At 57.9% G+C, this 24,019-nt stretch carries 24 protein-coding genes; 16 read left to right on the forward strand and 8 right to left on the reverse strand.

Translation table 11 applies throughout. The annotated features are described in order from the left end of the window. Nucleotides 1-8 precede the first annotated feature (8 nt). Complete coding sequence (locus AC4ANE_RS26875; RefSeq protein WP_170947399.1) at nt 9-1,232, reverse strand: CaiB/BaiF CoA transferase family protein; 1,224 nt, start codon at nt 1,230-1,232, stop codon at nt 9-11. 9 nt (nt 1,233-1,241) lie between these two features. Continuing rightward, nucleotides 1,242-2,423 carry an acyl-CoA dehydrogenase gene (locus AC4ANE_RS26880; RefSeq protein WP_002555864.1) on the reverse strand — a complete coding sequence of 394 codons (1,182 nt, stop codon included), beginning with the start codon at nt 2,421-2,423 and terminating at the stop codon, nt 1,242-1,244. Nucleotides 2,424-2,578: 155 nt separating this feature from the next. Here AC4ANE_RS26880 and AC4ANE_RS26885 point away from each other — a divergent pair, with 155 nt between their 5' ends. The 10 genes from AC4ANE_RS26885 to AC4ANE_RS26930 all read left to right on the forward strand — a co-directional run bounded on the left by AC4ANE_RS26885 (nt 2,579) and on the right by AC4ANE_RS26930 (nt 12,363). Continuing rightward, nucleotides 2,579-3,487, forward strand: coding sequence for a LysR family transcriptional regulator (locus AC4ANE_RS26885; protein WP_002555865.1), 909 nt, complete (start codon nt 2,579-2,581; stop codon nt 3,485-3,487). A gap of 422 nt (nt 3,488-3,909) precedes the next feature. Further along, nucleotides 3,910-5,031: a Re/Si-specific NAD(P)(+) transhydrogenase subunit alpha gene (locus AC4ANE_RS26890; protein WP_002555866.1), complete on the forward strand. Its 1,122-nt coding sequence runs from the start codon at nt 3,910-3,912 to the stop codon at nt 5,029-5,031. Between the two features lie 10 nt (nt 5,032-5,041). Continuing rightward, nucleotides 5,042-5,365, forward strand: coding sequence for an NAD(P) transhydrogenase subunit alpha part 2 (locus AC4ANE_RS26895; protein ID WP_002555867.1), 324 nt, complete (start codon nt 5,042-5,044; stop codon nt 5,363-5,365). Then, a complete protein-coding gene (locus AC4ANE_RS26900) occupies nt 5,362-6,816 on the forward strand; it encodes an NAD(P)(+) transhydrogenase (Re/Si-specific) subunit beta (protein WP_002555868.1) in 1,455 nt (484 codons plus the stop codon). Before AC4ANE_RS26895 ends, AC4ANE_RS26900 begins: the two co-directional genes overlap by 4 nt. 180 nt (nt 6,817-6,996) lie before the next feature. Next, a complete protein-coding gene (scpC, locus tag AC4ANE_RS26905; RefSeq protein ID WP_002555869.1) occupies nt 6,997-8,490 on the forward strand; it encodes a succinyl-CoA:acetate CoA-transferase ScpC in 1,494 nt (497 codons plus the stop codon). A gap of 320 nt (nt 8,491-8,810) precedes the next feature. Continuing rightward, nucleotides 8,811-9,026, forward strand: coding sequence for a DUF1127 domain-containing protein (locus tag AC4ANE_RS26910; protein WP_002555870.1), 216 nt, complete (start codon nt 8,811-8,813; stop codon nt 9,024-9,026). A 310-nt stretch (nt 9,027-9,336) separates the two neighbouring features. After that, on the forward strand, nt 9,337-9,654 hold the full coding sequence (locus AC4ANE_RS26915; protein WP_002555871.1) for a DUF2388 domain-containing protein: 318 nt from the start codon (nt 9,337-9,339) through the stop codon (nt 9,652-9,654). Between the two features lie 86 nt (nt 9,655-9,740). After that, nucleotides 9,741-10,046: a DUF2388 domain-containing protein gene (locus tag AC4ANE_RS26920; protein ID WP_002555872.1), complete on the forward strand. Its 306-nt coding sequence runs from the start codon at nt 9,741-9,743 to the stop codon at nt 10,044-10,046. 38 nt (nt 10,047-10,084) lie between these two features. Continuing rightward, the gene (locus AC4ANE_RS26925) at nt 10,085-10,405 is read left to right on the forward strand and encodes a DUF2388 domain-containing protein (protein ID WP_002555873.1); all 321 of its coding nucleotides are present in this window, start codon (nt 10,085-10,087) and stop codon (nt 10,403-10,405) included. Further along, complete coding sequence (locus AC4ANE_RS26930; protein WP_002555874.1) at nt 10,402-12,363, forward strand: DUF7844 domain-containing protein; 1,962 nt, start codon at nt 10,402-10,404, stop codon at nt 12,361-12,363. The genes AC4ANE_RS26925 and AC4ANE_RS26930 overlap by 4 nt, the downstream gene beginning before the upstream one ends. Here AC4ANE_RS26930 and AC4ANE_RS26935 read toward each other — a convergent pair whose 3' ends face one another. From AC4ANE_RS26935 to AC4ANE_RS26955, 5 genes are all read right to left on the reverse strand, one after another. Then, the gene (locus AC4ANE_RS26935) at nt 12,364-12,741 is read right to left on the reverse strand and encodes an SCP2 sterol-binding domain-containing protein (RefSeq protein ID WP_002555875.1); all 378 of its coding nucleotides are present in this window, start codon (nt 12,739-12,741) and stop codon (nt 12,364-12,366) included. Between the two features lie 167 nt (nt 12,742-12,908). Continuing rightward, nucleotides 12,909-13,352, reverse strand: a complete 444-nt coding sequence (locus AC4ANE_RS26940) for a hypothetical protein (protein WP_002555876.1) — start codon at nt 13,350-13,352, stop codon at nt 12,909-12,911. A gap of 250 nt (nt 13,353-13,602) precedes the next feature. Then, nucleotides 13,603-13,878 carry an HU family DNA-binding protein gene (locus AC4ANE_RS26945; protein ID WP_002555877.1) on the reverse strand — a complete coding sequence of 92 codons (276 nt, stop codon included), beginning with the start codon at nt 13,876-13,878 and terminating at the stop codon, nt 13,603-13,605. Nucleotides 13,879-14,068: 190 nt separating this feature from the next. After that, nucleotides 14,069-15,217: an NAD(P)/FAD-dependent oxidoreductase gene (locus tag AC4ANE_RS26950; RefSeq protein WP_002555878.1), complete on the reverse strand. Its 1,149-nt coding sequence runs from the start codon at nt 15,215-15,217 to the stop codon at nt 14,069-14,071. 37 nt (nt 15,218-15,254) lie between these two features. Beyond that, nucleotides 15,255-15,422, reverse strand: a complete 168-nt coding sequence (locus tag AC4ANE_RS26955; protein WP_002555879.1) for a rubredoxin — start codon at nt 15,420-15,422, stop codon at nt 15,255-15,257. Nucleotides 15,423-15,608: 186 nt separating this feature from the next. Here AC4ANE_RS26955 and AC4ANE_RS26960 point away from each other — a divergent pair, with 186 nt between their 5' ends. The 6 genes from AC4ANE_RS26960 (at nt 15,609) to AC4ANE_RS26985 (ending at nt 22,320) form a co-directional block, all read left to right on the forward strand. After that, the gene (locus tag AC4ANE_RS26960; RefSeq protein WP_002555880.1) at nt 15,609-16,169 is read left to right on the forward strand and encodes a chorismate--pyruvate lyase family protein; all 561 of its coding nucleotides are present in this window, start codon (nt 15,609-15,611) and stop codon (nt 16,167-16,169) included. Continuing rightward, on the forward strand, nt 16,169-17,059 hold the full coding sequence (gene ubiA / locus AC4ANE_RS26965) for a 4-hydroxybenzoate octaprenyltransferase (protein ID WP_002555881.1): 891 nt from the start codon (nt 16,169-16,171) through the stop codon (nt 17,057-17,059). The genes AC4ANE_RS26960 and ubiA overlap by 1 nt, the downstream gene beginning before the upstream one ends. A 168-nt stretch (nt 17,060-17,227) precedes the next feature. After that, entirely contained in the window at nt 17,228-17,917 is a 690-nt protein-coding gene (phoB, locus tag AC4ANE_RS26970; protein WP_002555882.1) for a phosphate regulon transcriptional regulator PhoB, read from the forward strand. A gap of 50 nt (nt 17,918-17,967) precedes the next feature. Further along, nucleotides 17,968-19,290 carry a phosphate regulon sensor histidine kinase PhoR gene (phoR, locus tag AC4ANE_RS26975; protein ID WP_002555883.1) on the forward strand — a complete coding sequence of 441 codons (1,323 nt, stop codon included), beginning with the start codon at nt 17,968-17,970 and terminating at the stop codon, nt 19,288-19,290. A gap of 98 nt (nt 19,291-19,388) precedes the next feature. Next, the gene (locus tag AC4ANE_RS26980; RefSeq protein WP_002555884.1) at nt 19,389-20,729 is read left to right on the forward strand and encodes a hemolysin family protein; all 1,341 of its coding nucleotides are present in this window, start codon (nt 19,389-19,391) and stop codon (nt 20,727-20,729) included. 215 nt (nt 20,730-20,944) lie between these two features. After that, nucleotides 20,945-22,320, forward strand: a protein-coding gene (locus AC4ANE_RS26985; RefSeq protein WP_095178871.1) for an IS3 family transposase whose coding sequence is annotated in 2 segments (ribosomal slippage) — nt 20,945-21,416 and nt 21,416-22,320 — 1,377 coding nt in all. Because the reading frame shifts where the segments join, the coding sequence is not laid out codon by codon here. Between the two features lie 213 nt (nt 22,321-22,533). Here AC4ANE_RS26985 and AC4ANE_RS26990 read toward each other — a convergent pair. After that, nucleotides 22,534-23,885, reverse strand: a protein-coding gene (locus tag AC4ANE_RS26990; RefSeq protein WP_095077641.1) for an IS3 family transposase whose coding sequence is annotated in 2 segments (ribosomal slippage) — nt 22,534-23,426 and nt 23,426-23,885 — 1,353 coding nt in all. Because the reading frame shifts where the segments join, the coding sequence is not laid out codon by codon here. Nucleotides 23,886-24,019 lie beyond the last annotated feature (134 nt).

Consider the following 24,019-nt stretch of genomic DNA (forward strand, 5'->3'; position numbering starts at 1 on the left):
CTATATAGCTACACGACTCCTGACTTGCGCAGCGCTGCAACCTCTTCACCCTCAAGCCCTAATAGCTCTTGAAGCACTTGCGCCGTGTGCTCGCCCAACAAAGGAGGCGCCCTTCTATATTCGACTGGCGTTTCCGATAGCCTGATCGGGCTGGCGACCTGCGGAACGCGCCCGCCCAACGCGTGCGGCATCTCTATAGCAAGCCCCCGCGCCATAACCTGCGGATCCGCAAATACTTGAGCAAGATCATTGACCGGGCCGCACGGCACGCCAGCCGCCTCAAGCTCGTCAACCCACTGAGCAGTGGTCTTGAACACCGTAGCCTGACGAATCAATGGAATCAGTTCGGTACGATGAGCCACGCGCAGCTTGTTGGTCAGAAAGCGCGAATCATCAGCCCACTGTGGCTGCCCCGCCACTTCGGCAAACCTTCTGAACTGGCTGTCATTCCCCACAGTCAGGATCAGGTCGCCATCGGCTGTAGGAAAAGCCTGATACGGCACTATATTGGGATGAGCATTGCCCAAGCGCCTGGGCGCAACGCCCGTGGTCAGGTAGTTCATGGCCTGATTAGCCAGACACGCCACCTGCACATCGAGCAGCGCCATATCAATGTATTGCCCTGTATTGCTTTGATCGCGATGAGCAAGGGCGGCGAGAATGGCCGTTGTCGAATACAGACCTGTCAGGATGTCGGTCAGCGCAACGCCAACTTTCGCCGGGCCCGCGCCCTCCTCACCGTCCGGCAGACCGGTTAGGCTCATCAGGCCGCCAAGTGCCTGGATCATGAAATCGTAACCCGGACGCGTCGCATACGGCCCGCTCTGACCGAAACCGGTAATGGAGCAATAGATCAGACGTGGATTAACAGCCTTGAGCGATTCGTAATCCAGACCATAAGACGCCAACCCGCCAACCTTGAAGTTCTCGATGACAATATCCGACTTCGCCGCCAGCTCCCGTACCAGCTTCTGCCCTTCCGGCCGCGTGAAGTCGATGGTGATTGACTGCTTGTTGCGATTGGCCGACAGGTAGTAAGCAGCCTCGGTGGTGTTCTGCCCGGCCGCGTCCTGAAGAAATGGCGGACCCCACGAACGAGTGTCATCGCCACATCCTGGTCGCTCGACCTTGATGACGTCAGCCCCCAGGTCAGCAAGGATCTGCCCGGCCCAAGGCCCGGCCAGGACCCTGGACAAGTCGAGCACCCGGATATGTGAAAGCGCCCCCATGATCAGCCCTCCTTAATAGAAGGCCTGAATGCCGGTCTGCGCACGCCCTAGAATCAACGCGTGCACATCGTGCGTACCTTCATAGGTATTCACTACTTCCAGATTGACCAGATGCCTGGCGATGCCGAACTCGTCCGAGATACCGTTACCGCCCAGCATGTCGCGAGCCATGCGCGCGATATCCAGCGACTTGCCGCAGGAATTGCGCTTCATGATCGAGGTAATCTCTACGGCAGCCGTACCTTCGTCTTTCATGCGTCCCAAACGCAGGCAGCCTTGCAGCGCCAGAGTGATTTCAGTCTGCATGTCCGCCAGCTTTTTCTGGATCAGCTGATTGGCCGCCAGCGGACGCCCAAACTGTTGACGGTCGAGGGTGTATTGCCGCGCGGTGTGCCAGCAGAACTCCGCCGCACCCAGCGCGCCCCAGGAAATACCGTAGCGCGCAGAATTGAGACAGGTGAACGGACCTTTCAGACCGCGCACGTTCGGGAAGATGTTTTCTTCAGGCACGAACACGTTATCCATGACGATCTCGCCCGTGATCGACGCACGCAGACCGACCTTGCCATGAATAGCCGGGGCGCTCAGACCTGCCCAGCCCTTTTCGAGAACGAAACCGCGGATATCGCCGGCATCGTCCTTGGCCCACACCACAAACACATCCGCGATCGGGCTGTTGGTAATCCACATCTTGCTGCCGCTCAGGCGATAACCACCCTCGACACTCCGGGCACGAGTGATCATCGCCCCTGGGTCTGAACCATGGTTGGGCTCGGTCAGGCCGAAGCAGCCAATCCATTCGCCCGAGGCCAGTTTAGGCAGGTACTTCTCTTTCTGGGCCTGCGTACCGAATTCATTGATTGGCACCATGACCAGCGAGGACTGCACACTCATCATTGATCGATAGCCTGAATCGATACGCTCGACTTCACGGGCGATCAGCCCATAACAGACGTAATTCAAGCCACTGCCGCCAAACGCTTCCGGAATCGTTGCACCCAGCAACCCCACTTCGCCCATCTCGCGAAAGATGGCCGGGTCGGTTTTCTCGTGACGGAAGGCTTCAAGCACGCGCGGGGCCAGCTTGCTCTGGGCGAACTGCTCGGCAGTGTCGCGAACCATGCGTTCTTCTTCAGTGAGCTGTTGATCCAGCAGCAATGGGTCGATCCAGTTAAAACTTGCTTTACCGCTCATGCATGTTCCTCACGTTCAGCTGAAAAATCCTGTACCGATCCTAGTCCTGGTGTCATCCGGCGACAAACGAGGTTTTATCAACCTCTTGTGCTAATTTCTCACTCCAAGAGCCGCATCAGGCCCGCATAACAAAAAGACCAGTGAGAAGAAAGGATATGAGACGCAAAATACCCAGCACCACTGCACTGGTCAGTTTCGAAGCAGCTGCCCGACACGAAAGCTTTACCAAAGCCGCTCACGAGCTGTCCCTGACACAAGGCGCGGTGTGCCGACAGATTGGCGGACTTGAGGAGTTTCTCGGCGTTGAGCTGTTCCGGCGCTCTCGACGGGGTGTGAAGCTCACGGAGGCAGGCCTTTCCTACAGCCGCCGCGTGGCCCAGCAACTGGACGCAGTCGAGCGCGACACCCTGTCGGTCATGGGCCAACAAGGCGCCAACGCCATCGAGCTCGCCGTGGTGCCGACGTTCGGCACTCAATGGCTGTTGCCACGCCTTAAGGACTTCCAGCACAAGCACCCTGATGTCACGGTTCACCTGACCAACCGCACGCGCCCTTTTCTGTTTGCTGACACCGACTTCGATGCTGCTATCTATTTCGGCGACGCCGACTGGTCCGGCACCCAGTCGCATCGGCTGATGGGTGAAAACTCCATGCCGGTCTGCAGCCCCTCGTTCCTGAACGGGCGAGACCATCTGCAAGCAAGCGAGCTCGCCGAGCTGCCATTGCTTCAACAAACCACGCGCCCCTATGCGTGGCGCCAATGGTTCAACGCGCAGGGCATGGATGTGGCCCGCGATATGACCGGCCCTCGCTACGAGCTGTTTTCGATGCTTGCGCAGGCAGCCATGCACGACATGGGTGTGGCACTGATCCCGCCCTTCCTTATTCAGCGCGAACTGCATGAAAAGCGCCTGGTGATCGCCAACGCCTGTTCGCTGTCCGGCAGCAAGGCCTACCACCTGATTATTCCCGAGCGCAAAGTGGAATCGGCGTCACTCAGCGCATTTCGCGACTGGCTGGTCGCTCAGGCCCGGAATTACCAGCTGCCCCAAGAGCAGATCTGAGCAGAATTTCAGGTAGTCAATGAAAGAAAACACCTACAGATGTAACCTTATGTCGCGTTAAAACAACTTCTCGCTCGCCGCAAAAAAAGGACTTACCCCCTAATAGTTACAGGGTCTTTTGTCCTATTTTGGCTTGAATGCGAGATTTTCGAGCAAAAAAATATTAATCACCTTTTTTGTACGGAATAGCGCCAAAACCCATACAAGCAATGGCCTGCATCCAATTACTGCGACAATAGGTCACAGTGTGACTTGTAGTTCATCTATAGTTTCGTTACAGAATGTATTGAAGCCCGCAAACTTCGCCTGCAAAATGCCCCGCCCCTGCTGCAAAGGGGCGTGCTGCCTGGCCATGCCAGATGCACCAGCCGTAGTGCACTGGCCTACATACGAACGATAAAAAATCGCGCAGGAGATTTGTCGTGCACATTGGTGTTCCTCTCGAAACGCAATCGGGCGAAACCCGGGTAGCTGCTACCCCGGAAACCATCAAAAAGCTGATCAGCCAAGGGCACAGGATTACCGTGCAGAGCGGCGCAGGCATTCAGGCCAGCGTTCCGGACAGCGCTTACGAAGCTGCAGGCGCTGTGATTGGGAGCGCGAACGAAGCGTTTGCGGGCGAGTTGATCCTCAAGGTTGTAGCGCCCGACGACAATGAGCTGAGCCTGATCAAGAGCGGCTCGGTGGTCATCGGCATGCTCAACCCCTTCAACAATGAACTCATCGGCAAGATGGCCGCACAGGGCATCACCGCGTTCGCCCTGGAAGCCGCACCGCGCACTTCCCGCGCGCAGAGCCTTGATGTGCTGTCTTCGCAGGCCAATATCGCGGGCTATAAGGCCGTGCTGCTTGCCGCACACCACTACCCGCGCTTCATGCCCATGCTGATGACCGCTGCCGGCACTGTCAAAGCCGCACGGGTGCTGATCCTGGGCGCTGGCGTTGCCGGTCTGCAGGCCATTGCCACCGCCAAACGGCTGGGTGCCGTGGTTGAGGCCTCGGATGTGCGTCCGGCAGTGAAGGAGCAGATCGAGTCGCTGGGTGCCAAGTTCATTGATGTGCCCTACGAGACCGACGAAGAGCGCGAATGCGCCGAAGGCGTTGGCGGTTACGCCCGCCCGATGCCTGCCAGCTGGATGCAACGCCAGGCCGCAGCCGTTCACGAGCGGGCCAGGTTGGCGGACATCGTCATTACTACCGCCCTGATCCCCGGCCGCAAGGCACCGGTGCTGCTCAGCGCCAAAACCGTGGCGCAGATGAAGCCCGGTTCGGTAGTAATCGACCTGGCCGCTGCACAAGGCGGCAATTGCCCGCTGACTGTGGCAGATCAAGTCGTCGTCGAGCACGGAGTGACCATCGTCGGCCACACCAATTTGCCAGCGCTGGTCGCAGCCGATGCTTCTGCACTCTATGCCCGCAACCTGCTGGACTTCATGAAGCTGCTGTTCGACAAGGACGGCACATTCTCGATCAACCTCGAAGACGACATCGTCGCCGCATGCCTGATGTGCCGCGACGGGCAAGTCGTACGCAAGAACGGCTGAGGACACACCAATGGAAGAGCTGATTTCCCCCGGCGTCTACAACCTGATCATTTTCGTACTGGCAATCTATGTCGGCTACCACGTGGTCTGGAACGTCACGCCCGCACTGCATACGCCGCTCATGGCCGTCACCAATGCTATCTCGGCCATCGTCATCGTTGGCGCCATGCTCGCCGCCGCACTCACGGTGACGCCGCTGGGCAAAACCATGGGCACGCTGGCTGTCGCACTGGCAGCGGTGAATGTGTTTGGCGGCTTTCTGGTCACTCGGCGGATGCTGGAGATGTTCAGGAAAAAGGCCCCCAAGGCAAAGGATGAGGCGCCGAAGTCATGAGCATGAATCTGGTCACCCTGCTGTATCTGATCGCGTCGATCTGCTTTATCCAGGCACTCAAAGGCTTGTCACACCCCACCACCTCACGCCGCGGCAATCTGTTCGGCATGCTCGGTATGGGTCTGGCGGTCATCACGACAATCGGGCTGGTGTTCAAACTGGCTGCGCTGTCTACCGCTGAAGGTACCAGTGCGGGCATTGGCTACATTGTGGTCGGCCTGCTGGTGGGCGGGACCGCTGGCTCGATCATGGCCAAGCGCGTTGAAATGACCAAAATGCCTGAGCTGGTCGCGTTCATGCACAGCATGATCGGCCTGGCAGCGGTATTCATCGCCATCGCGGCCGTAGTAGAGCCTCAGTCACTGGGCATCGTTGGTCATCTGGGCGATGCCATCCCCGCGGGTAATCGTCTTGAGCTGTTCCTCGGAGCGGCCATCGGCGCGATCACCTTTTCCGGCTCGGTAATCGCCTTTGGCAAGCTGTCGGGCAAGTACAAATTCCGGCTGTTTCAAGGCGCTCCAGTACAGTTTGCCGGACAGCACAAGCTCAACCTGGTGCTTGGTCTGGCCACACTGTTCTTTGGTCTGACCTTCATGTTCACCGGTAGCCTTACTGCCTTTGCGATCATGCTCGCGCTGGCGTTCGTGATCGGTGTGCTGTTGATCATCCCGATTGGCGGTGCAGACATGCCGGTGGTGGTCTCGATGCTCAACAGCTATTCAGGCTGGGCAGCGGCCGGGATCGGCTTTTCGCTGAACAACTCGATGCTGATTATCGCGGGCTCGCTGGTCGGTTCTTCGGGCGCGATCCTGTCCTACATCATGTGCAAGGCGATGAACCGCTCGTTCTTCAATGTGATCGGCGGTGGCTTCGGCGGCGCAACGGATTCGGCAGGGCCGGCAGGTAGCAAGGAAGCCCGCCCGGTGAAATCCGGCTCGGCAGACGATGCCACCTTCCTGCTGACCAACGCCGACACCGTGATCATCGTGCCGGGTTACGGGCTGGCAGTCGCGCGCGCGCAGCATGCACTCAAGGAACTGACGGAGAAGCTGGTGCACCGTGGTGTCACGGTGAAGTACGCCATTCACCCGGTGGCCGGGCGCATGCCGGGGCACATGAACGTACTGCTGGCCGAAGCCGAAGTGCCTTACGATCAGGTGTTCGAGATGGACGACATCAACTCCGAGTTCGGTCAGGCCGATGTGGTGCTGGTGCTCGGTGCCAACGACGTGGTCAACCCCGCCGCCAAGAACGATCCGAAATCCCCTATCGCCGGGATGCCCATCCTGGAGGCGTTCAAGGCCAAGACCATCATCGTCAACAAACGCTCGATGGCCAGTGGTTACGCAGGTCTGGATAACGAACTGTTCTATCTGGATAAAACCATGATGGTATTCGGAGATGCCAAAAAGGTGATCGAGGACATGGTGAAGGCCGTCGAAAACGCCTAGCCTGACCCTGCCACATTAAAGCCCCGGCTCGCTTGGCGACCGGGGCTTTTTACATTCTGCGTAACAGTGTTTTGCGCTGAAAGCCGCCAATTAGAGCCCTCAAATGCGACCTTGGTAGCAGGACGAACCTCGTTCAACGCTCTAGACTTGTCGCTCGCTTCTATCTACGAGACAGAATCCATGTACCGTGACCGTATCCGCCTGCCCTCCCTGATGAGCAAGGTTATGAGCGCAGCCGACGCTGCCGCCTTGATTGAAGACGGCATGACCGTCGGCATGAGTGGCTTCACCCGTGCAGGCGAAGCCAAGGCCGTGCCCCATGCGCTGGCCGAGCGCGCCAAAGTGACACCGCTGAAAATCAGCCTGATGACCGGTGCCAGCCTGGGCAATGACCTGGACAAGCAACTGACCGAGTCCGGCGTGCTGTCCCGGCGCATGCCCTTTCAGGTCGACAGCACACTGCGCAAGGCAATCAACAACGGCACGGTGATGTTCATCGATCAGCACTTGTCCGATACCGTCGAGATGCTGCGCAATCGGCAGATCAAGGCGGTGGACCTGGCGGTGATCGAATGCGTTGCGATCACTGAGGAAGGCCATCTGGTGCTCAGTACCTCTGTAGGCAACTCGGCCAGCTTCGCGATTCTGGCCAAGCAGGTGATCGTGGAAATCAACCTGTCGCAGCCGCTGGAGCTGGAAGGTCTGCACGACATCTATATACCCAGCTACCGGCCGACGCGCCTGCCGATTCCGGTGCTGGAAGCAGACTCGCGCATCGGTAGTCATGCAGTGAAGATAGATCCGGCGAAGATCGTCGGTATTGTCATCAGCAACCAGCCAGATTCACCGTCCACCGTCACGCCACCTGACGCCGACACGCAGGCCATCGCCAACCATCTGGTGGAGTTCTTCAAGAAGGAAGTGCGCGAAGACCGGCTTACCGACAAGCTGATGCCACTACAGGCGGGTATCGGCAATATCGCCAACGCCGTGATGCACGGCCTGCTGGCGTCTCCCTTCACGGACCTGACGATGTACTCCGAAGTGCTGCAGGACTCGACATTCGATCTGTTCGACGCGGGCAAACTGACCTTTGCTTCAGGCAGCTCCATGACGTTGTCGGCGGCCAAACACGCGGAAGTCTTTGCCGACTTCAACCGCTACAAGTCCAGGCTGGTATTGCGCCCCCAGGAGATCTCCAATCACCCCGAGGTGATCCGCCGCCTGGGTATCATCGGCATCAACACTGCGCTGGAATTCGACCTGTACGGCAACGTGAATTCTACCCACGTGTGCGGGACGCGCATGATGAATGGCATTGGCGGCTCGGGGGATTTCTCGCGCAATGCGCACCTGGCGATATTCGTCACCAAGTCGATTGCCAAGGCCGGCGCGATTTCCAGCGTTGTGCCGATGGTCAGCCATGTCGACCACACCGAGCATGACGTTGACGTTCTGGTCACAGAGCAGGGCCTGGCAGATCTGCGCGGCCTGGCCCCTCGCGAACGTGCGCGGGTCATCATCGACAACTGCGTACACCCGGATTACCGCGACGCACTGAACGCCTATTTCAAAGCCGCTTGCGTGCTGGGCGGCCATACCCCGCACATCCTGCGCGAAGCACTGAGTTGGCACATCAACCTGGAAGAAACCGGGCGCATGCTTCCGGGCTGAACAGGACAGTTGGAAGTGAACGAGACCTTCCCCGACTCACTTCCTCCTCGCACTCAACAGCTTCTTGAAAAACTGTACTGCTGTACCGGTCATAAAACTGCCTCAAATCGCCAAAATCACCATAATCGACCACAAAATGCACTCATATGGTGCCGACCGGTACAGTTGCCCCATTTATGAACAAAACAGTGCCCAATCACAGTTAACTGAACCCTCACAATACAAGTGAACTGTGTCTATGGAAGCTGGACGCGTGCGAGGAAAATGGGCACCAGTCAAGCAACTCACTTATCCCGCCACAAGCGGAAGGAAGTCACACCATGGAACGTACAATCAGTTCCGATCTGTTCAGCGAAAGCACCGTTACCACTGCAAAAGCTTCTTTGCCTCTGCGCGTATTCGCCAACCTGATGCTCTGGCAGCGTCGCCTGTCCAGCCGCCATCAACTGGCTCGTCTGGATGCACGCCTGCTGGCTGACGCCGGTATCAGCGAATCCCAGCGTTACGAAGAGCTGAGCAAGCCGTTCTGGCGCTGAATCAGCGCTCGCTGGTCCCAGACCTTAAAGTCTCTCGCCAGCAACCCGAATTGCTTCATACAAGACCCGTCTCAGGCAACCGAGACGGGTTTTGTCGTTTTCGGGCAGGTACTTAACAGATTGCCAATAACAGCACAGTTTCAGATAAATCAAAAACGTCAGGTACAGTTACCAAATAATGCAAACTGTGCAAGCTGCAGCCATCGACTGCCATGACAAGCGCGCTATCAGTGGGATAGTCTAACGCTCTACCTCGGCCCTTCGGCCTCGCAGGCAGCCTGTGCCCTTTTGACCACAATGGAACTCGATCATGTCTCTGCTACGTACCCTCGGCGCTGCCTTCCTGTTGACTGCTGCTGCAGGTGCGAACGCCTCCAGCTTTATTGTGACCACTGATGCAGTGGTCGATGCAGTCAATGCATCGACACGTGCCACGTCCAACATTTCCTCCTCTCTGAAAGATGACAAGATCGTTCTGGCCGCCCGTGACGATGCCGCCAGCTTCGTGGCCAGCTCCGGCGACATCCGTAGCGCTCGCCTCGAAGGTGCGCTGCAACACATCCGCCAGGTTCTGCCTGAACTGCAAGCGACCGACAGCCAACTGGCTCAGGCCATTCTGGCCATCTGACCGTTGTGCCCCGGCCATGTGCCGGGGTAGCTCTGGCCAGAGCATTGCGCTAGCCTTGCTACCTGTTTTGCCGGTTCGTGAAAGTCATGCGTTTACTGCACCTTCTGTTTATCGCACCCGTTGCCAGCCTGATGTGCATCAGTCAGGTTCAAGCGTTCGATACGACCACGCAGGGTCTGGTCAAGACCGGCTATGCAACCAGTCAGGTCACAACAGCACCTTTCGATAACAAGCTCATGATGGCTGCCAGAGACGACGCTGCTGCGTTCATCGCCAGCGACGGAGATATACGCTGTGCCCGGCTTGAGGCCGCGCTGCACGCCCTGCGTCAGGCAGATGCAAAACTTCGTGCCAGCGACCTTGAACTGGCGCAGGCAATCCTCGTCCAATAGCCACTTTCCCCTCTTTGCGTAACTGGAGACGTCACTACATGCGTACCCCGCTGATTGCTGCTTCCCTTGGCCTGCTATTGCTGGCCGATTTTGCCCAGGCTCAGACCGTTGTAGCCACGAGCAACATCATCGTTCGCGCGTTTGGCCGTACCATTGATTTCACCTCGGACACCACTACATCGATTCGCGACTCCAAAGTCGTGCTCCAGGCCAAGGACGACGCCGCCAGTTACGTTGCCAGCGGCGGTGACATCCACGGTGCCCAGCTGGATGCTGCCTTCGATACACTGCGCACTCGCGTACCAGAAGCACGCGGCGCAAGCGATCAGACCCTGGCTGAAGCAATCCTCGCATTGTGAGGCGATTTCGCGCCTGGCTGCTTGCTGGCGCGCTGTCGCTGGTCGGGACGCATGCCTTTGCCAGCCTGAAGCTGGAACTGCACACGGACGGCCTCGATGCGCCGCAACAGCAAGCCAGCCAGACGCTGCTCGACGAAGCCATGCACGCGCTGCCGCCCAGCTTCGTCGAAGCACTGGACCGAACCGTCGAGGTAAGCTGGTCCAGCGACATGCCGCAAAACGCCTACGGTCAGGCAGCCGGCCCTTATCAGTTATATCTCAACAGCCACTTGCTGGCCTCGTTGACCGACGGTTCGGCAGCCACCGCCCAGACAGGCCGTCCACACGGAACGGTGCGCCAGGAGTTGCTCGCCACCGTCCTGCATGAGCTGACCCACGTCTACGACCGCGCTCGCCTGTGGTCGCCTGCCGAGCGCTCGGCTATCTTCCGCTGCGGATCACGCAACAGCTCACTCGGCAAGATCGGCCTGCCCGACAATTGCCGAGGTCAGACCGAGCGACGCTTTACCCTGAGTGATGACCCTCGCCTGCTGGATCTGGCGGGCTGGCAGCAATACGTCGGACGCCGCGGTGAACGCGAGGAACATAACGGCCAGGTCGCCCGCAGCCCGGACATCTACGAAACCACCAGCCCGCTGGAATTCGTGGCCGTGAACATGGAGTATTTCCTCCTCGACCCGGCCTACGCCTGTCGTCGCCCGGCGCTGTATACGTATTACAAAGAGCGCTTTGGCTGGGCACCCGCAGCACGGGATAAATGCCCCACGTACTACCCTTACCTGAATGCCGGCAGCGACTTCGGCCGTGAGCCGCTGGGCAAGCTGGACCCCGAGCGGGTCTACGCGGTGGATTATCTGCTCGCCGAGGCGAATCAGAACTGGGCGAGCCGCTGGGGCCACAGCATGTTGCGCCTGGTGATCTGCAAACCTGGTCGTCCTCGTGGGCCGGACTGCCGCCTGGACCTTGACCAGCATCTGGTGCTGTCTTATCGGGCATTCGTCGGCGATGTACAGCTATCGAGCTGGGATGGCCTGATGGGTGCCTACCCGTCACGGCTGTTCGTCTTGCCGCTGGCGCAGGTCATCGATGAATACACCAAGACCGAACTGCGCAGCCTGGCCTCCGTGCCAATCAAGCTGTCGCGTCCGGAAATCGAAGGGCTGGTTCAGCACGCTGCCGAGATGCACTGGAGCTACGACGGCAATTACTACTTCCTCTCGAACAACTGCGCCGTTGAAAACCTCAAGTTGCTGCGCGCCGGTACGCACAATCCCAAGCTCGTCGGCCTGGACAGCATTTTGCCCAACGGCCTGCTTGAAGTCCTCAAAGGCCGCGGGCTGGCCGATACCAGTGTGCTGGACGACCCCAGAGAAGCATTGCGTCTGGGCTACCGGTTCGATTCCTACCGTGACCGCTATCAAGCCATGTTCGAGGTTTTGAAGAAGCACCTGCCGATCAAGCAGAACACCGTGGAAGAATGGATGGCCCTGCCAGCCAGTGAGCGCAGTCAGTGGTTCGCTAAGGCCGATCTGCGTACCAGTGCTGCGATTCTGCTGCTGGAGCAGGCCAGCCTGCGCAGGCAACTGCTATTGGCCCAGGACGAAGTGAAGCAGAGCTATCTCGGTGCACGCGAAGTGAAAGACGGCAAGGTCTCCAATGCCACCAAAACGCTACAAGAGATCCTCGCCAGCAGCGGCTTTCTCAGCCGGCCAGCCGAGCTGCTCGGCAGCGGCGGGTACGGTTTGCCACAGGCGGGGGAATGGCAGCGGCTTGAAGCAGAAAGCAGTCAACGCCAGAAACAACTCAAGCGTCTGACCGGCGATCTCGACAAGGAAGTGCGCGCCCTGCTGGAGCCTGAACGCGCCAAGGAAATTGCAGCCAACGAAGCCAACCTCAAACAGGTGTCCGAGCACCTTCGGGCGCTGCATAAGGCGGCAGGCGGGCTGCAACTGCCGTGATCAGGCAGCTTTCTTTTTCGGCTTGAGGTATTTGACCAGGCCCTGGAACCAGATCACCAGGGCCGGGTTGCCCTTGATCTGAATATCCTTGTCCTGAATGCCCTTCATGAACGCCAGTTGCTTGTTCTTCGCCTGGAGTGTGTCAAAACCAAAGGCTGCATCGCGAAACGAGATGGCAAAGGCTGGCTCTGCAACCACACCGCTGGCACTGCGAATGCGCTGATCGTGCACCACGAAGTGACGCGCGATTTTGCCATCTGCGGTCTGTAACTGAAATGTCAGGTCCTTGCCAGCCAACTGCTGCTGGAACGCGGGGTTGTTACGACTGGCGCGGGCCATTAGCAGGCCCAGCATCCACAATAGAAAACGAAACTTCATGCTCGGCCTCTGTACGCACTGGATCCGGTGATCAGGATCGGCGTGGCAGTGTAGCGGTTTATTGGCCCAAAACCTGTAGGACAAGATGAATTTCGAGGGAGATCGGTACAAAACACTTGTTGAACGCAAGGATGCTGCTTCGCGTGGGAAGCAGCATCACGACAGCATTAACGAATACTGTTGATGTTGCCTTTGCTGCCGGTGACCTTCACATCGACCTTCTTGAAGATGAAGTAGTCCTTGATGCTGACTTCGTAACGCGGCGCGACGATCAGATCGGCACCGGAAGATTTGACCGCCTTGTAAGCCGCAGCAGCCTTGGTGGTCGATACCGGATCAGGCAGCGCCAGACCCAGACCGCCACCGCCGCTTGCACCGCCGTATGTCACGCCATCGGCGAACTGGTTATCGCCGCCGAAACTCAGGAAATTGAACAACACATTGGTGGAGGACTCGCCGCTGATGGTACCGCCTACCTTGACGTCCGCCTTGAGGTCGGTTTTGACCGTGCCTTCCAGCGGTGCGCTTGGCTGGCTGACGTTGTAGCTCACGCAGCCGCTGGTAGCGGCGATCAGAGTTGCAACCGCAGCAAACTTCCATAGCTTTTTCATTCGAGATTTCCCAAGAGTAATTGAAGGGGTGCAGCAGGGGCGGGACTCTAAGGGAATCAGCAATAAGAAAAAGTCAGGCAAAGCCGGGGTTTGAGAAGGCATTCATACGAAATTGAGTAGGACAATTCTCACGAAGAGCTTCGACGAGTGATCGGCGGCACAAACGACACAAACAAAAAGCGGGCAACCAGTCTGAGTGGTGTGCCCGCCTGTGAGTTGCCCGCCTCCCGCCGAGGCGCACAACAGGGTGTCAAGGGTTGACGCTGTCTTTCAGGGCTTTCCCCGGTTTGAAGGCCACTGTGTTGCTTGCCTTGATTTTAACCGGCTCCCCGGTCTGTGGGTTCTTGCCAGTCCGGGCACCGCGATGGCGTTGCAGAAAAGTACCGAAGCCTACCAGCGTGACACTGTCCTTACGGTGCAGTGCGCCAGTAATCTCTTCAAGGATGGCATTGAGAACACGATTGGATTGTTCTTTGGTGAGATCCGCCTTTTCAGCAATGGCGGCTGCAACTTCTGGTTTACGCATATGAAGCCTCTTTTACGGTTTTTTGTTTTTATGTCCCGCGCCGCTTTGTAAAAAACGGCAACAAGGCGCCGCGACGGCTCTACGTAGCGGCAGACAAGACCGAGGATGGCATGCCGAACCAGCCCGCGCCAGTGCGCAGGCGGGGTTTATTGGCAAAAATACGTGGCCTATCCGACAAAATGACGCGAAATTATGCCAATAACGCAGGCAAAACCTTGTTCAGTGCGAGTTTTTCCATAACTGCCGCACCGGTCAGCGCATAGCCCAGCAGGTTGCCATCTGCGTCATGACACAGCGCCTTGATATCAGCCCCCTGCCCTTCGATACTCCAGCGGCCGTCGGTGCCACGCGGTGGCGGCGAAACCACCAGCGGGCAGGCTGGCGTCTTTACTGTGATCGGCATGGGGCCATATTTTACGGCCGTTGGCGTTCCGGCCAGCGTCTGGGCCAACGCCCGAGCGCAGCTCATCAACGGCATGACATAGAGCAGGTTGAGGCCATCGACTTCAGCGCAATCACCCAGCGCGTGGATGTTGGCGTGGGAGGTCTGCAACTGGCGATCCACCAGAATACCGCGCCCCGTCTGCAAGCCCGCGGCAGCGGCCAGATCAATACGTGGGCGCAGACCAATGGCCGAAACCACCAGGTCGCAGTCAATCACCTGCCCGTCCGACAAATGTGCTTGCAGGCCGTCACCACTGCGATTCAGGCGGGTCAGCACCGGGCCCAGGTGGAAACGCGCACCCAGGCTTTCAAGGCCGGTCTTTACCGCAGCCGCAGCGGCAGGTGGTAACAGGGTTGGCATGACCTGCTCGCACGGCGCCACCAGATCCACTTCATAGCCGCCCAGAATCAGGTCGTTGGCGAATTCACAGCCAATGAGCCCTGCGCCGAGAATCAGAACCCGACGCTTTCCCGCCGCAGCCGCTCGAAAACGGGCGTAGTCCTGAAGGTCGTTGATCGGGAAAATCGCATCGCCTGCATCACCTTCCACCGGTACGCGGATGGTTTCAGCCCCCCAGGCCAGCACCAGATCGCGGTAGTGAACCGCTTCTTCACCGATCCACAGACGCTTGTGACCCGGGTCGATCCCGCTGATCCGCGTATGCGTGCGGACTTCAGCCTTGAGCTGATCAGCCATCGCGCCAGGCTCGGCCATGCTCAACCCGTCGGCTTCCTTGTTTTTGCCAAAGCCGGTGGAAAGCATCGGTTTGGAATAGGACCGGCCATCATCGGCCGTGATCAATAGCAGCGGCGTGTCTGCGTCCAGTTTGCGAAACTCTCGGGCGAGGTTGTAACCCGCAAGGCCGGTGCCGATGATGACCACAGGTGCGCTCATTGTTCTTCCCTATTCATTATTTTTCTGCTGGCTGCTATCAGCCGATTTCGATCATCTCAAAGTCCATTTTGCCCACACCGCAATCCGGGCACAGCCAGTCTTCCGGCACATCCTGCCAGAGCGTACCAGGCGCAATCCCGTCATCCGGCCAGCCGTCGGCTTCGTTATAGATCAGGCCACAGACGATGCATTGCCACTTCTTCATGTTCGGTTCTCTCGTTTATCAGGCTAAATAGCGTGTGACGGTCGATTGCCGTCTGAACGGGCGTTGTACTGATCGGCAGGCCCGGATGCAAGTCTGATTCTATAACCTGACGTACTACCGGCGGTCGGTCGGGGCCTGCAATCATGCTAAGCTCGCGGCCTCGTTGGCTGCCGGAACTGGCTTACCGTGACCCAGCAATCCCCCGCATTCATTAGCCCGATCTGGCTCAAGCGCGAGCAATTGATCGATGCGCCCGAACCAATAATGCTCGACTGGTTGTTCAATCAGGACTCCCTCACACGCCGGCTGGACCGTTTGTCTGACGGTGGTTTCAGCGTATTTCCGCAATTCGAAGGCTGGCAGGCTTTGCGCCGTGATGAGTGTCTGGCGCTGGGCCTGCCACTTGCCAGCGAAGGCTGGGTGCGCGAGGTGTACTTGTGCGGTAATGACAGCAACTGGGTATTCGCTCGCAGTGTAGCCGCCCGCAGCGCTTTGCAGGACGGTGGCCTGAATATGGATGAGCTGGGCACTCGCTCGCTGGGTGAGTTGCTGTTCAGCGACCCTGCGTTCGCGCGCGGAACCCTTGAAGTGTGTCATTACCCTGAAGCCTGGCTGCCTGACGCTGTTGCAGCTCGCGGACTATGGGCACGCCGCTCGCGATTCAGTCGTGGTGCGTTGAGCGTGCTGGTCGCCGAAGTGTTCCTGCCCGCTCTGTGCAATACGATCCATGACAAGGACCCTGTCTGATGTACCTGTCCCTTCTCAAATCCCTCAATCGTCTTAGCCCCCGCGCCTGGGACTTTATCCAGCTGACACGTATCGACAAGCCCATAGGCATTTACCTGCTGCTGTGGCCAACCCTGTGGGCGGTCTGGATTGCGGGCAAGGGCTCTCCGTCGCTGAAGACAGTGTTCATCTTCATGGTCGGCGTATTTCTGATGCGCGCGGCAGGCTGCGTGATCAATGACTTCGCCGACCGCAAGGTGGATGGCCACGTCAAACGCACCGAGCAGCGTCCTCTGGTCAGTGGCAAAGTCAGCTCACGGGAAGCGCTGGCGCTGTTTGCGGTGCTGGTCGGCCTGAGCTTTGTGCTGGTGCTGTTTACTAATGCGACAACCATCTGGCTGTCGTTCGGCGGTCTGGCGCTGGCTGCCTGCTATCCATTCATGAAGCGCTACACCTATTACCCGCAAGTGGTGCTGGGTGCTGCGTTTTCGTGGGGCATGCCGATGGCATTTACTGCAGAAACCGGCGACCTGCCAGCTGCGGCCTGGCTGCTGTACATCGCCAACCTGCTATGGACCGTGGGCTACGACACCTATTACGCAATGGTCGATCGTGACGATGACCTGAAAATCGGCGTGAAATCCACTGCCGTACTGTTCGGCGATGCCGACCGGGTGATCATCCTGACCCTGCAAGGTCTGGCGCTGGGTTGCCTTATGCTGGCCGGCGCGCGTTTTGAATTGGGTGCGTGCTTCTACATAGGCCTGCTGGCAGCAGCAGGATGCTTTGCCTGGGAGTTCTGGAGCACCCGACAGCGCGAGCGGGACGCCTGCTTCAAGGCTTTTTTGCACAACCACTGGGCCGGGCTGGCGATATTTTTGGGTATCGTCGCCGACTATGCGGTGCGCTGAAAACAGCCACCGCCAGCCTCTTTTCGACTGAAATAAACGCAGGATCGCGAGGCCCGCCGACCTCCCGAAACCTGTCGGCGTGCTAGCCTAAACCACACCTGTCACACGACTGCAATAATTCCGTTATCTAATGCGCCCCAAGACAGTTAAATGACAAGAGGTTCGAGCATGGCTGGCAGGAGCATCCTGATCGTTGACGACGAAGCGCCTATTCGTGAAATGATCGCCGTTGCGTTGGAAATGGCTGGATACGACTGTATTGAAGCCGAAAACTCTCAGCAGGCCCATGCGATTATCGTCGACCGCAAACCTGACCTGATTCTGCTCGACTGGATGCTGCCTGGCACATCCGGCATCGAACTGGCCCGTCGCCTTAAACGTGATGAACTGACCGGGGACATCCCGATCATCATGCTCACTGCAAAGGGTGAAGAGGACAACAAGATCCAGGGCCTGGAAGTCGGCGCTGACGATTACATCACCAAGCCCTTCTCGCCCCGCGAGCTGGTGGCACGTCTCAAGGCCGTGCTGCGTCGTGCCGGCCCGACTGATGGCGAAGCACCTATCGAAGTCGGCGGTCTGCTGCTCGACCCGATCAGCCACCGCGTCACCATCGACGGCAAACCGGCTGAAATGGGCCCCACCGAATACCGTCTGCTGCAATTTTTCATGACCCACCAGGAGCGCGCCTACACCCGTGGCCAGTTGCTGGATCAGGTCTGGGGCGGCAACGTCTACGTCGAAGAGCGTACGGTTGATGTGCACATCCGCCGCCTGCGCAAGGCCTTGGGCGATGCGTATGAAAATCTGGTACAAACCGTGCGCGGCACTGGCTATCGCTTCTCGACAAAGAGCTGACAGGCGTTGCGTCGACGCAGGGCAGTGACCAGACAAGGATTTACCCTTAATTGAATCAAAATTGGCACGGCACCTTGATACGCCACATGTTGTTGCTGGTCACCGCCTGCCTGTTGGCCGGCCTGATCAGTGGACAGTATGGCTGGAGCCTGGCCACCGGACTGGGCCTGTATCTGGCCTGGACCCTCAAACAACTGCTGCGCCTGCATGACTGGCTGAGCAGTCACAAGGCTGACGAGCCGCCTCCGGACGGTTATGGTCTGTGGGGCGAAGTGTTCGACAGCATCTATCACCTGCAACGCCGTGATCAGCGTGTCCGCGGACGCCTCCAGGCGGTCATCGACCGGGTACAGGAATCCACCGCCGCCCTGCGCGATGCCGTAATCATGCTCGACAGCGACGGCAACCTGGAGTGGTGGAACCGTGCCGCTGAAACCCTGCTGGGTTTAAAGACGCCGCAGGACAGTGGTCAGCCCGTGACCAACCTGGTCCGGCATCCGCGCTTCAAAGAGTACTTTGCGCTGGGCGACTACAGCGAGCCGCTGGAGATTCCCTCACCGACCAATGATCGCTTGCGCATTCAGTTGTTGATTACCCGTTACGGCAACAATGAGCACCTGATGCTGGTGCGCGATGTGACGCGCATCCACCAGCTGGAGCAGATGCGCAAAGACTTCGTCGCCAACGTGTCTCATGAGTTGCGCACGCCACTGACGGTGATATTCGGTTATCTGGAAACCCTGCTCGATAACGTGGACGAGGTCAATCCGCGCTGGGTGCGGGCGCTGCAACAGATGCATCAGCAAGGCGGGCGCATGCAGACGCTGCTCAACGACTTGCTGCTGCTGGCCAAGCTCGAGGCTACCGATTACCCATCGGACAATCATCCGGTAATGGTCAGTACCTTGCTCAAAACCATCACCGCCGATGCCAATGCGTTGTCGGGCAGCAAGAACCAGCAGATCCACCTGAGCCTGGAAAGCGATATGCGCCTCAAGGGCAGCGAAAGCGAGCTGCGCAGCGCGTTTTCCAACCTGATTTTCAATGCCGTCAAGTACACCCCGGCAGAAGGCGTCATCCGTATCCGCTGGTGGGCCGACGAGCGGGGCGCGCACCTGAGCGTGCAGGATTCGGGGATCGGCATCGAGACCAAACACCTGCCGCGCCTGACTGAACGTTTCTACCGGGTCGATACCAGCCGAGCGTCGAATACCGGTGGTACAGGGCTCGGTCTGGCCATCGTCAAACATGTGCTGCTGCGCCATCGCGGCAACCTTGAAATCAACAGTGTTCCCGGCAAGGGCAGTGTTTTTACCTGTCACTTTGCCAGCGGCCAACTGTCCAAACCCGTACACGACGATTCAGACTACTAGGCAATCGCGCCTTGAGCCGCTACATTGCCGGGCTCATAGCGTCTTCTCTGGCGTGACATTACCCTCTTCTGTTAATACGGACCCTGCAAAACCCCATCATGGACCCTTCCCCTAGTTTCAACCTGTCTTCACTCTTCGCCGATTTCGGCATGATTCTTTTTGCTTTGTTCCTGGTCCTGCTCAACGGCTTTTTCGTTGCGGCAGAATTCGCCATGGTCAAACTGCGCTCGACCAAGGTTGAAGCCATTGCCGACAAGAACGGCTGGCGCGGGCACATTCTGCGCAAGGTACACGGCCAGCTGGATGCCTACCTTTCAGCCTGCCAGCTGGGTATCACCCTCGCCTCCCTGGGCCTGGGCTGGGTCGGTGAACCGGCGTTCGCGCATCTGCTGGAGCCGTTACTCGCAGCGCTGGGCGTCGATACTCCGGAGCTGATCAAGGGCGTGTCGTTTTTCACTGCGTTCTTCATCATTTCCTACCTGCACATTGTCATCGGCGAGCTGGCCCCCAAATCCTGGGCGATCCGCAAACCGGAACTGCTGTCGCTGTGGACAGCGGCTCCGTTGTACTTCTTCTATTGGTTGATGTACCCGGCGATCTACCTGCTCAACGCCAGCGCCAACGCCATTTTGCGCATTGCAGGCCAGGGTGAACCCGGTCCGCATCACGAACACAGCTACAGCCGCGATGAGCTGAAGCTGATTCTGCACTCCAGCCGTGGCCAGGACCCCAGCGATCAGGGCATGCGCGTGCTGGCGTCTGCTGTCGAAATGGGCGAGCTGGAAGTGGTCGACTGGGCCAACTCCCGCGAAGACATGGTGTCGCTGGACTTCAATGCGCCGCTCAAGGAAATCCTCGCCTTGTTCCGCCGCCACAAATTCAGCCGTTATCCGCTGTATGACGCTGAACGTGGCGAGTTTGTCGGCCTGCTGCACATCAAGGACCTGCTGCTGGAACTGGCGGCGCTGGACCACATCCCGGAGTCGTTCAACCTGGCTGAACTGACCCGCCCGCTGGAGCGTGTTTCGCGACATATGCCGCTTTCGCAGCTGCTGGAGCAGTTCCGCAAGGGCGGCGCGCACTTTGCCGTGGTCGAGGAAGCCGACGGCAAGATCGTCGGCTACCTGACCATGGAGGACGTGCTTGAAGTGCTGGTGGGCGACATCCAGGACGAACATCGCAAGGTGGAGCGCGGCATTCTCGCGTATCAGCCGGGCAAACTGCTGGTACGGGGCGATACACCATTGTTCAAGATCGAGCGCCTGCTGGGCATCGATCTGGACCACATCGAAGCCGAGACACTGGCCGGTCTGATCTACGACACACTCAAGCGCGTGCCGGAAGAAGAAGAGCAAATGGAAGTCGAAGGCCTGCGCATCATCATCAAGAAGATGAAAGGCCCGAAAATCGTACTCGCCAAGGTGCTGAAGCTGGACTGACCCGATCAGGTCTACCCGTTCAAGAGCGGACGCAAGGTGTTCTACCGGACGCCTATCGTTCCTCACGCTCCAGCGTGGGAATGCCGTGGGCGACGCTCCGCGTCACAAATCTGCGCCGCGCCGCATACTCAAAAGCGGACGCAGAGCGTCCAGAACTGCATACCCACGCGGAGTGGTATGACCCCCGAAGGTTGGACGCAACCTTTGGAGGCGTCATGGGTAAATATACAGTGCAGGCAAAACTCGCAGCCGTGAAAGAATATTGTGCCGGCAAGGCAGGGTTGAGGGATGTTGCGCATCGCCACGATGTGGACTTTTCCTGTCTTCGTCAGTGGGTCGCGGCTTATCAGATCCACGGCCCAGCGGCTCTTAAAGAGAAAAAGCGGCAGCGTTACAGTGACGAGTTCAAGCTAGCTGTTTTGAAGCGCATGCATGATGAGCGATTATCACTGCGCCAGACAGCGGCCTTGTTCGATATCCGTCAGTTCGGCATCATCAATCTATGGCAGCGCCTTTTTGACGAAGGTGCGCTTAACGCCTCCTCAAAGCCCCCTGAGAAAGCTGGACGCCCAAGAAAGATGACGACGACCCTTCCCCCTGTGAATTCCGCTCCAGTCGACGATGAATCGCGTTCGCGTGACGAGTTGCTTGCCGAGGTGAAGCAACTGCGGATGGAGGTCGATTATCTAAAAAAGCTCGATGCCTTGGTTCAGAAGAAGCAACGAATAGCGCAGCAGAAAAAGCGCAAATCGTAATAGAACTGAGGCCTTTGCATTCTCTGGACGGCCTGCTGAAGTTTGCCGGTCTGGCACGCAGCACTTTTTACTATCAACAAAAGGTACTGCTGGCAGACGACAAATACGCAGGGCTGAAGGACCTGATTCAGGCAACGTTCTACGAGCATAAGGGCCGGTATGGCTATCGTCGCATCACGGCAGTCTTGCGCAGGGCGGGCCATCTTGTGAACCACAAGACGGTGCAGAAACTAATGGGGCAGCTAGGCCTGAAGAGCCTGATACGCGTGAAGAAATACCGTTTCTACAAAGGCGAAACAGGTAAGGCCGCGCCTAACCTGCTAAAGCGTGATTTCAAAGCGCAATACCTTAACCAGAAATGGGCCACCGACGTGACCGAATTCAAAGTAGGAGGCCAGAAACTCTATCTGTCGCCGATCATGGATTTGTACAACGGCGAAATCATTTCCTATGCGATTGCCAGGCGCCCGCTGTACTCCATGGTCGACGAAATGCTTGACGGAGCATTCACGCGGCTTGGACCGGATGAAAAGCCGATTTTGCATTCTGACCAGGGCTGGCAATATCGGATGCCTATTTACCAGCGACTGCTCCATGAGAATTCGATCACAGCCAGCATGTCGCGCAAGGGTAACTGCTATGACAACGCGGCTATAGAGAGCTTTTTTAGCACGCTGAAATCCGAATTTTTCTACCTGAACAAATTTAACGATCTGGATGAGCTTCAAGCGGGTATCGAAGAGTACATTGAGTATTACAATCACTCACGCATAAAACTGAAGCTTAACGGCCTGAGTCCTGTGGAATTCAGGATGCAGGCCGCCAAGGCAGCGTAAGTGGATAATTGTCCAACCTTCGGGGGGCATACCAGAGCGTGAGGAACGATAGGCGTTCGGGAGAGCACCTATCGTGCCCATGCTCCGCGTGGGTATGCCGTTCAGGGCGCTCCGCGTCCGCTTTGAGTATGCGGCGCGGCGCAGACCTGTGACGCGGAGCGTTACCCAAGGCATTCCCACGCTGGTGAACTGCCCCCCAAAAGTTGGACGGTTTTAGCTTGCCGCCTGAGCCCTGTATTTTACGGGGCTTTGGCCGTTGAGCTTCAGCTTGATGCGGTCATGGTTGTAGTAGTGGATGTACTCATCCAGACCTGCTTTCAACTCATCGATGCTTTCAAACTGTTTCAGGTAGAAAAACTCGGATTTCAGTGTACCGAAAAAGCTTTCCATTGCCGCATTGTCCAGGCAGTTGCCCTTACGGGACATGCTTTGTTTGACGCCTCGTACCGATAGCTTATGGCGATACTGCGCGTGTTGATACTGCCAGCCCTGGTCCGAGTGCATCACAAGCTTCGGCTCGTCCTGCAACTGCTGAAGCGCCTTGTCCAGCATGCTGGTGACCAGCTCAAAGCTCGGCCTTGTCGACACTTCATACGCCACGATTTCACCGTTGTACAAGTCCATCACGGGTGAGAGATACAGCTTTCGATTGCCTACCTTGAACTCAGTCACATCGGTCACCCACTTCTGGTTCGGGCGTTGCGCGCTGAAATTGCGCTCCAGCAAATTCGGCGCAATGGTTCCGATTACGCCCTTATAGGAGCGGTATTTTTTGGGGCGCACCACTGATCGCAGGCCCAGTTCTGCCATCAGTCGTTCTACAACCTTCTTGTTGACCAAAATACCTGCAGTGCGAATGACCGCCGTGATACGCCGAGCGCCATAAAGGCCTTTCTCCTCGTGGTAAATGCTTTCGACTAACTGTTTCAAAGCAGCATAGGGATCGGGTCTGGATTGCACCTGAACCTGATAGTAAAACGTGCTGCGTGCCAAGCCCGCCAGCCTCAGCAGAGCGCAAAGCGGGAACCGGCCCCTCAGTTGCTTGATGCTCAGGGCTTTTTCGGTTGCCGTCGTTTCTGCTCCTTCAGCTCTTCCAACTTTTTTAGGTAAGCGTTCTCCATGCGCAGATATTCAAGCTCGCTCATCAACTGGTCGCGCGTCTTCTGCGTATCGTCGGCGGTTACTGGTTTGGCGGGATAAGGCTTCTTTGGCATGGCGACAGGCTTTCTTCTGGCAGGAACATACGGGGCTGTACCGCTACTGTAATGCCGCTTTTCCCAAATGACTATTTGGCCGGGATCCCCGATACCAAAATGCGCAGCGGCCTGACGGAGCGATAGCTTGTGTTCACGCCTGTGCTCAAGCACTGAGCGCTTGAAAGCTTCGCTGTATCGAAGACCAGGCTTGCGATGGCCGGTGTGACCATGACTCTTGTAGTTAGCGACCCAGCGTCGAAGCAGGCTGAAATCGATCGAGAACTGGCGGGCTACCATACGAAAGCCCATGTTGTCTTCAAGATACGCTTTGACGACAGTGAGCTTGAACTGCTCTGAATACTTACCCATTTGAACACCCCCGTGAGGTCGGATTGGTGTCCAACTTCTTGGGGGCAGTTCACCAGCGTGGGAATGCCTTGGGTGACGCTCCGCGTCACAGGTCTGCGCCGCGCCGCATACTCAAAGCGGACGCAGAGCGTCCA

Source organism: Pseudomonas sp. Pme6b, from assembly GCF_058129925.1.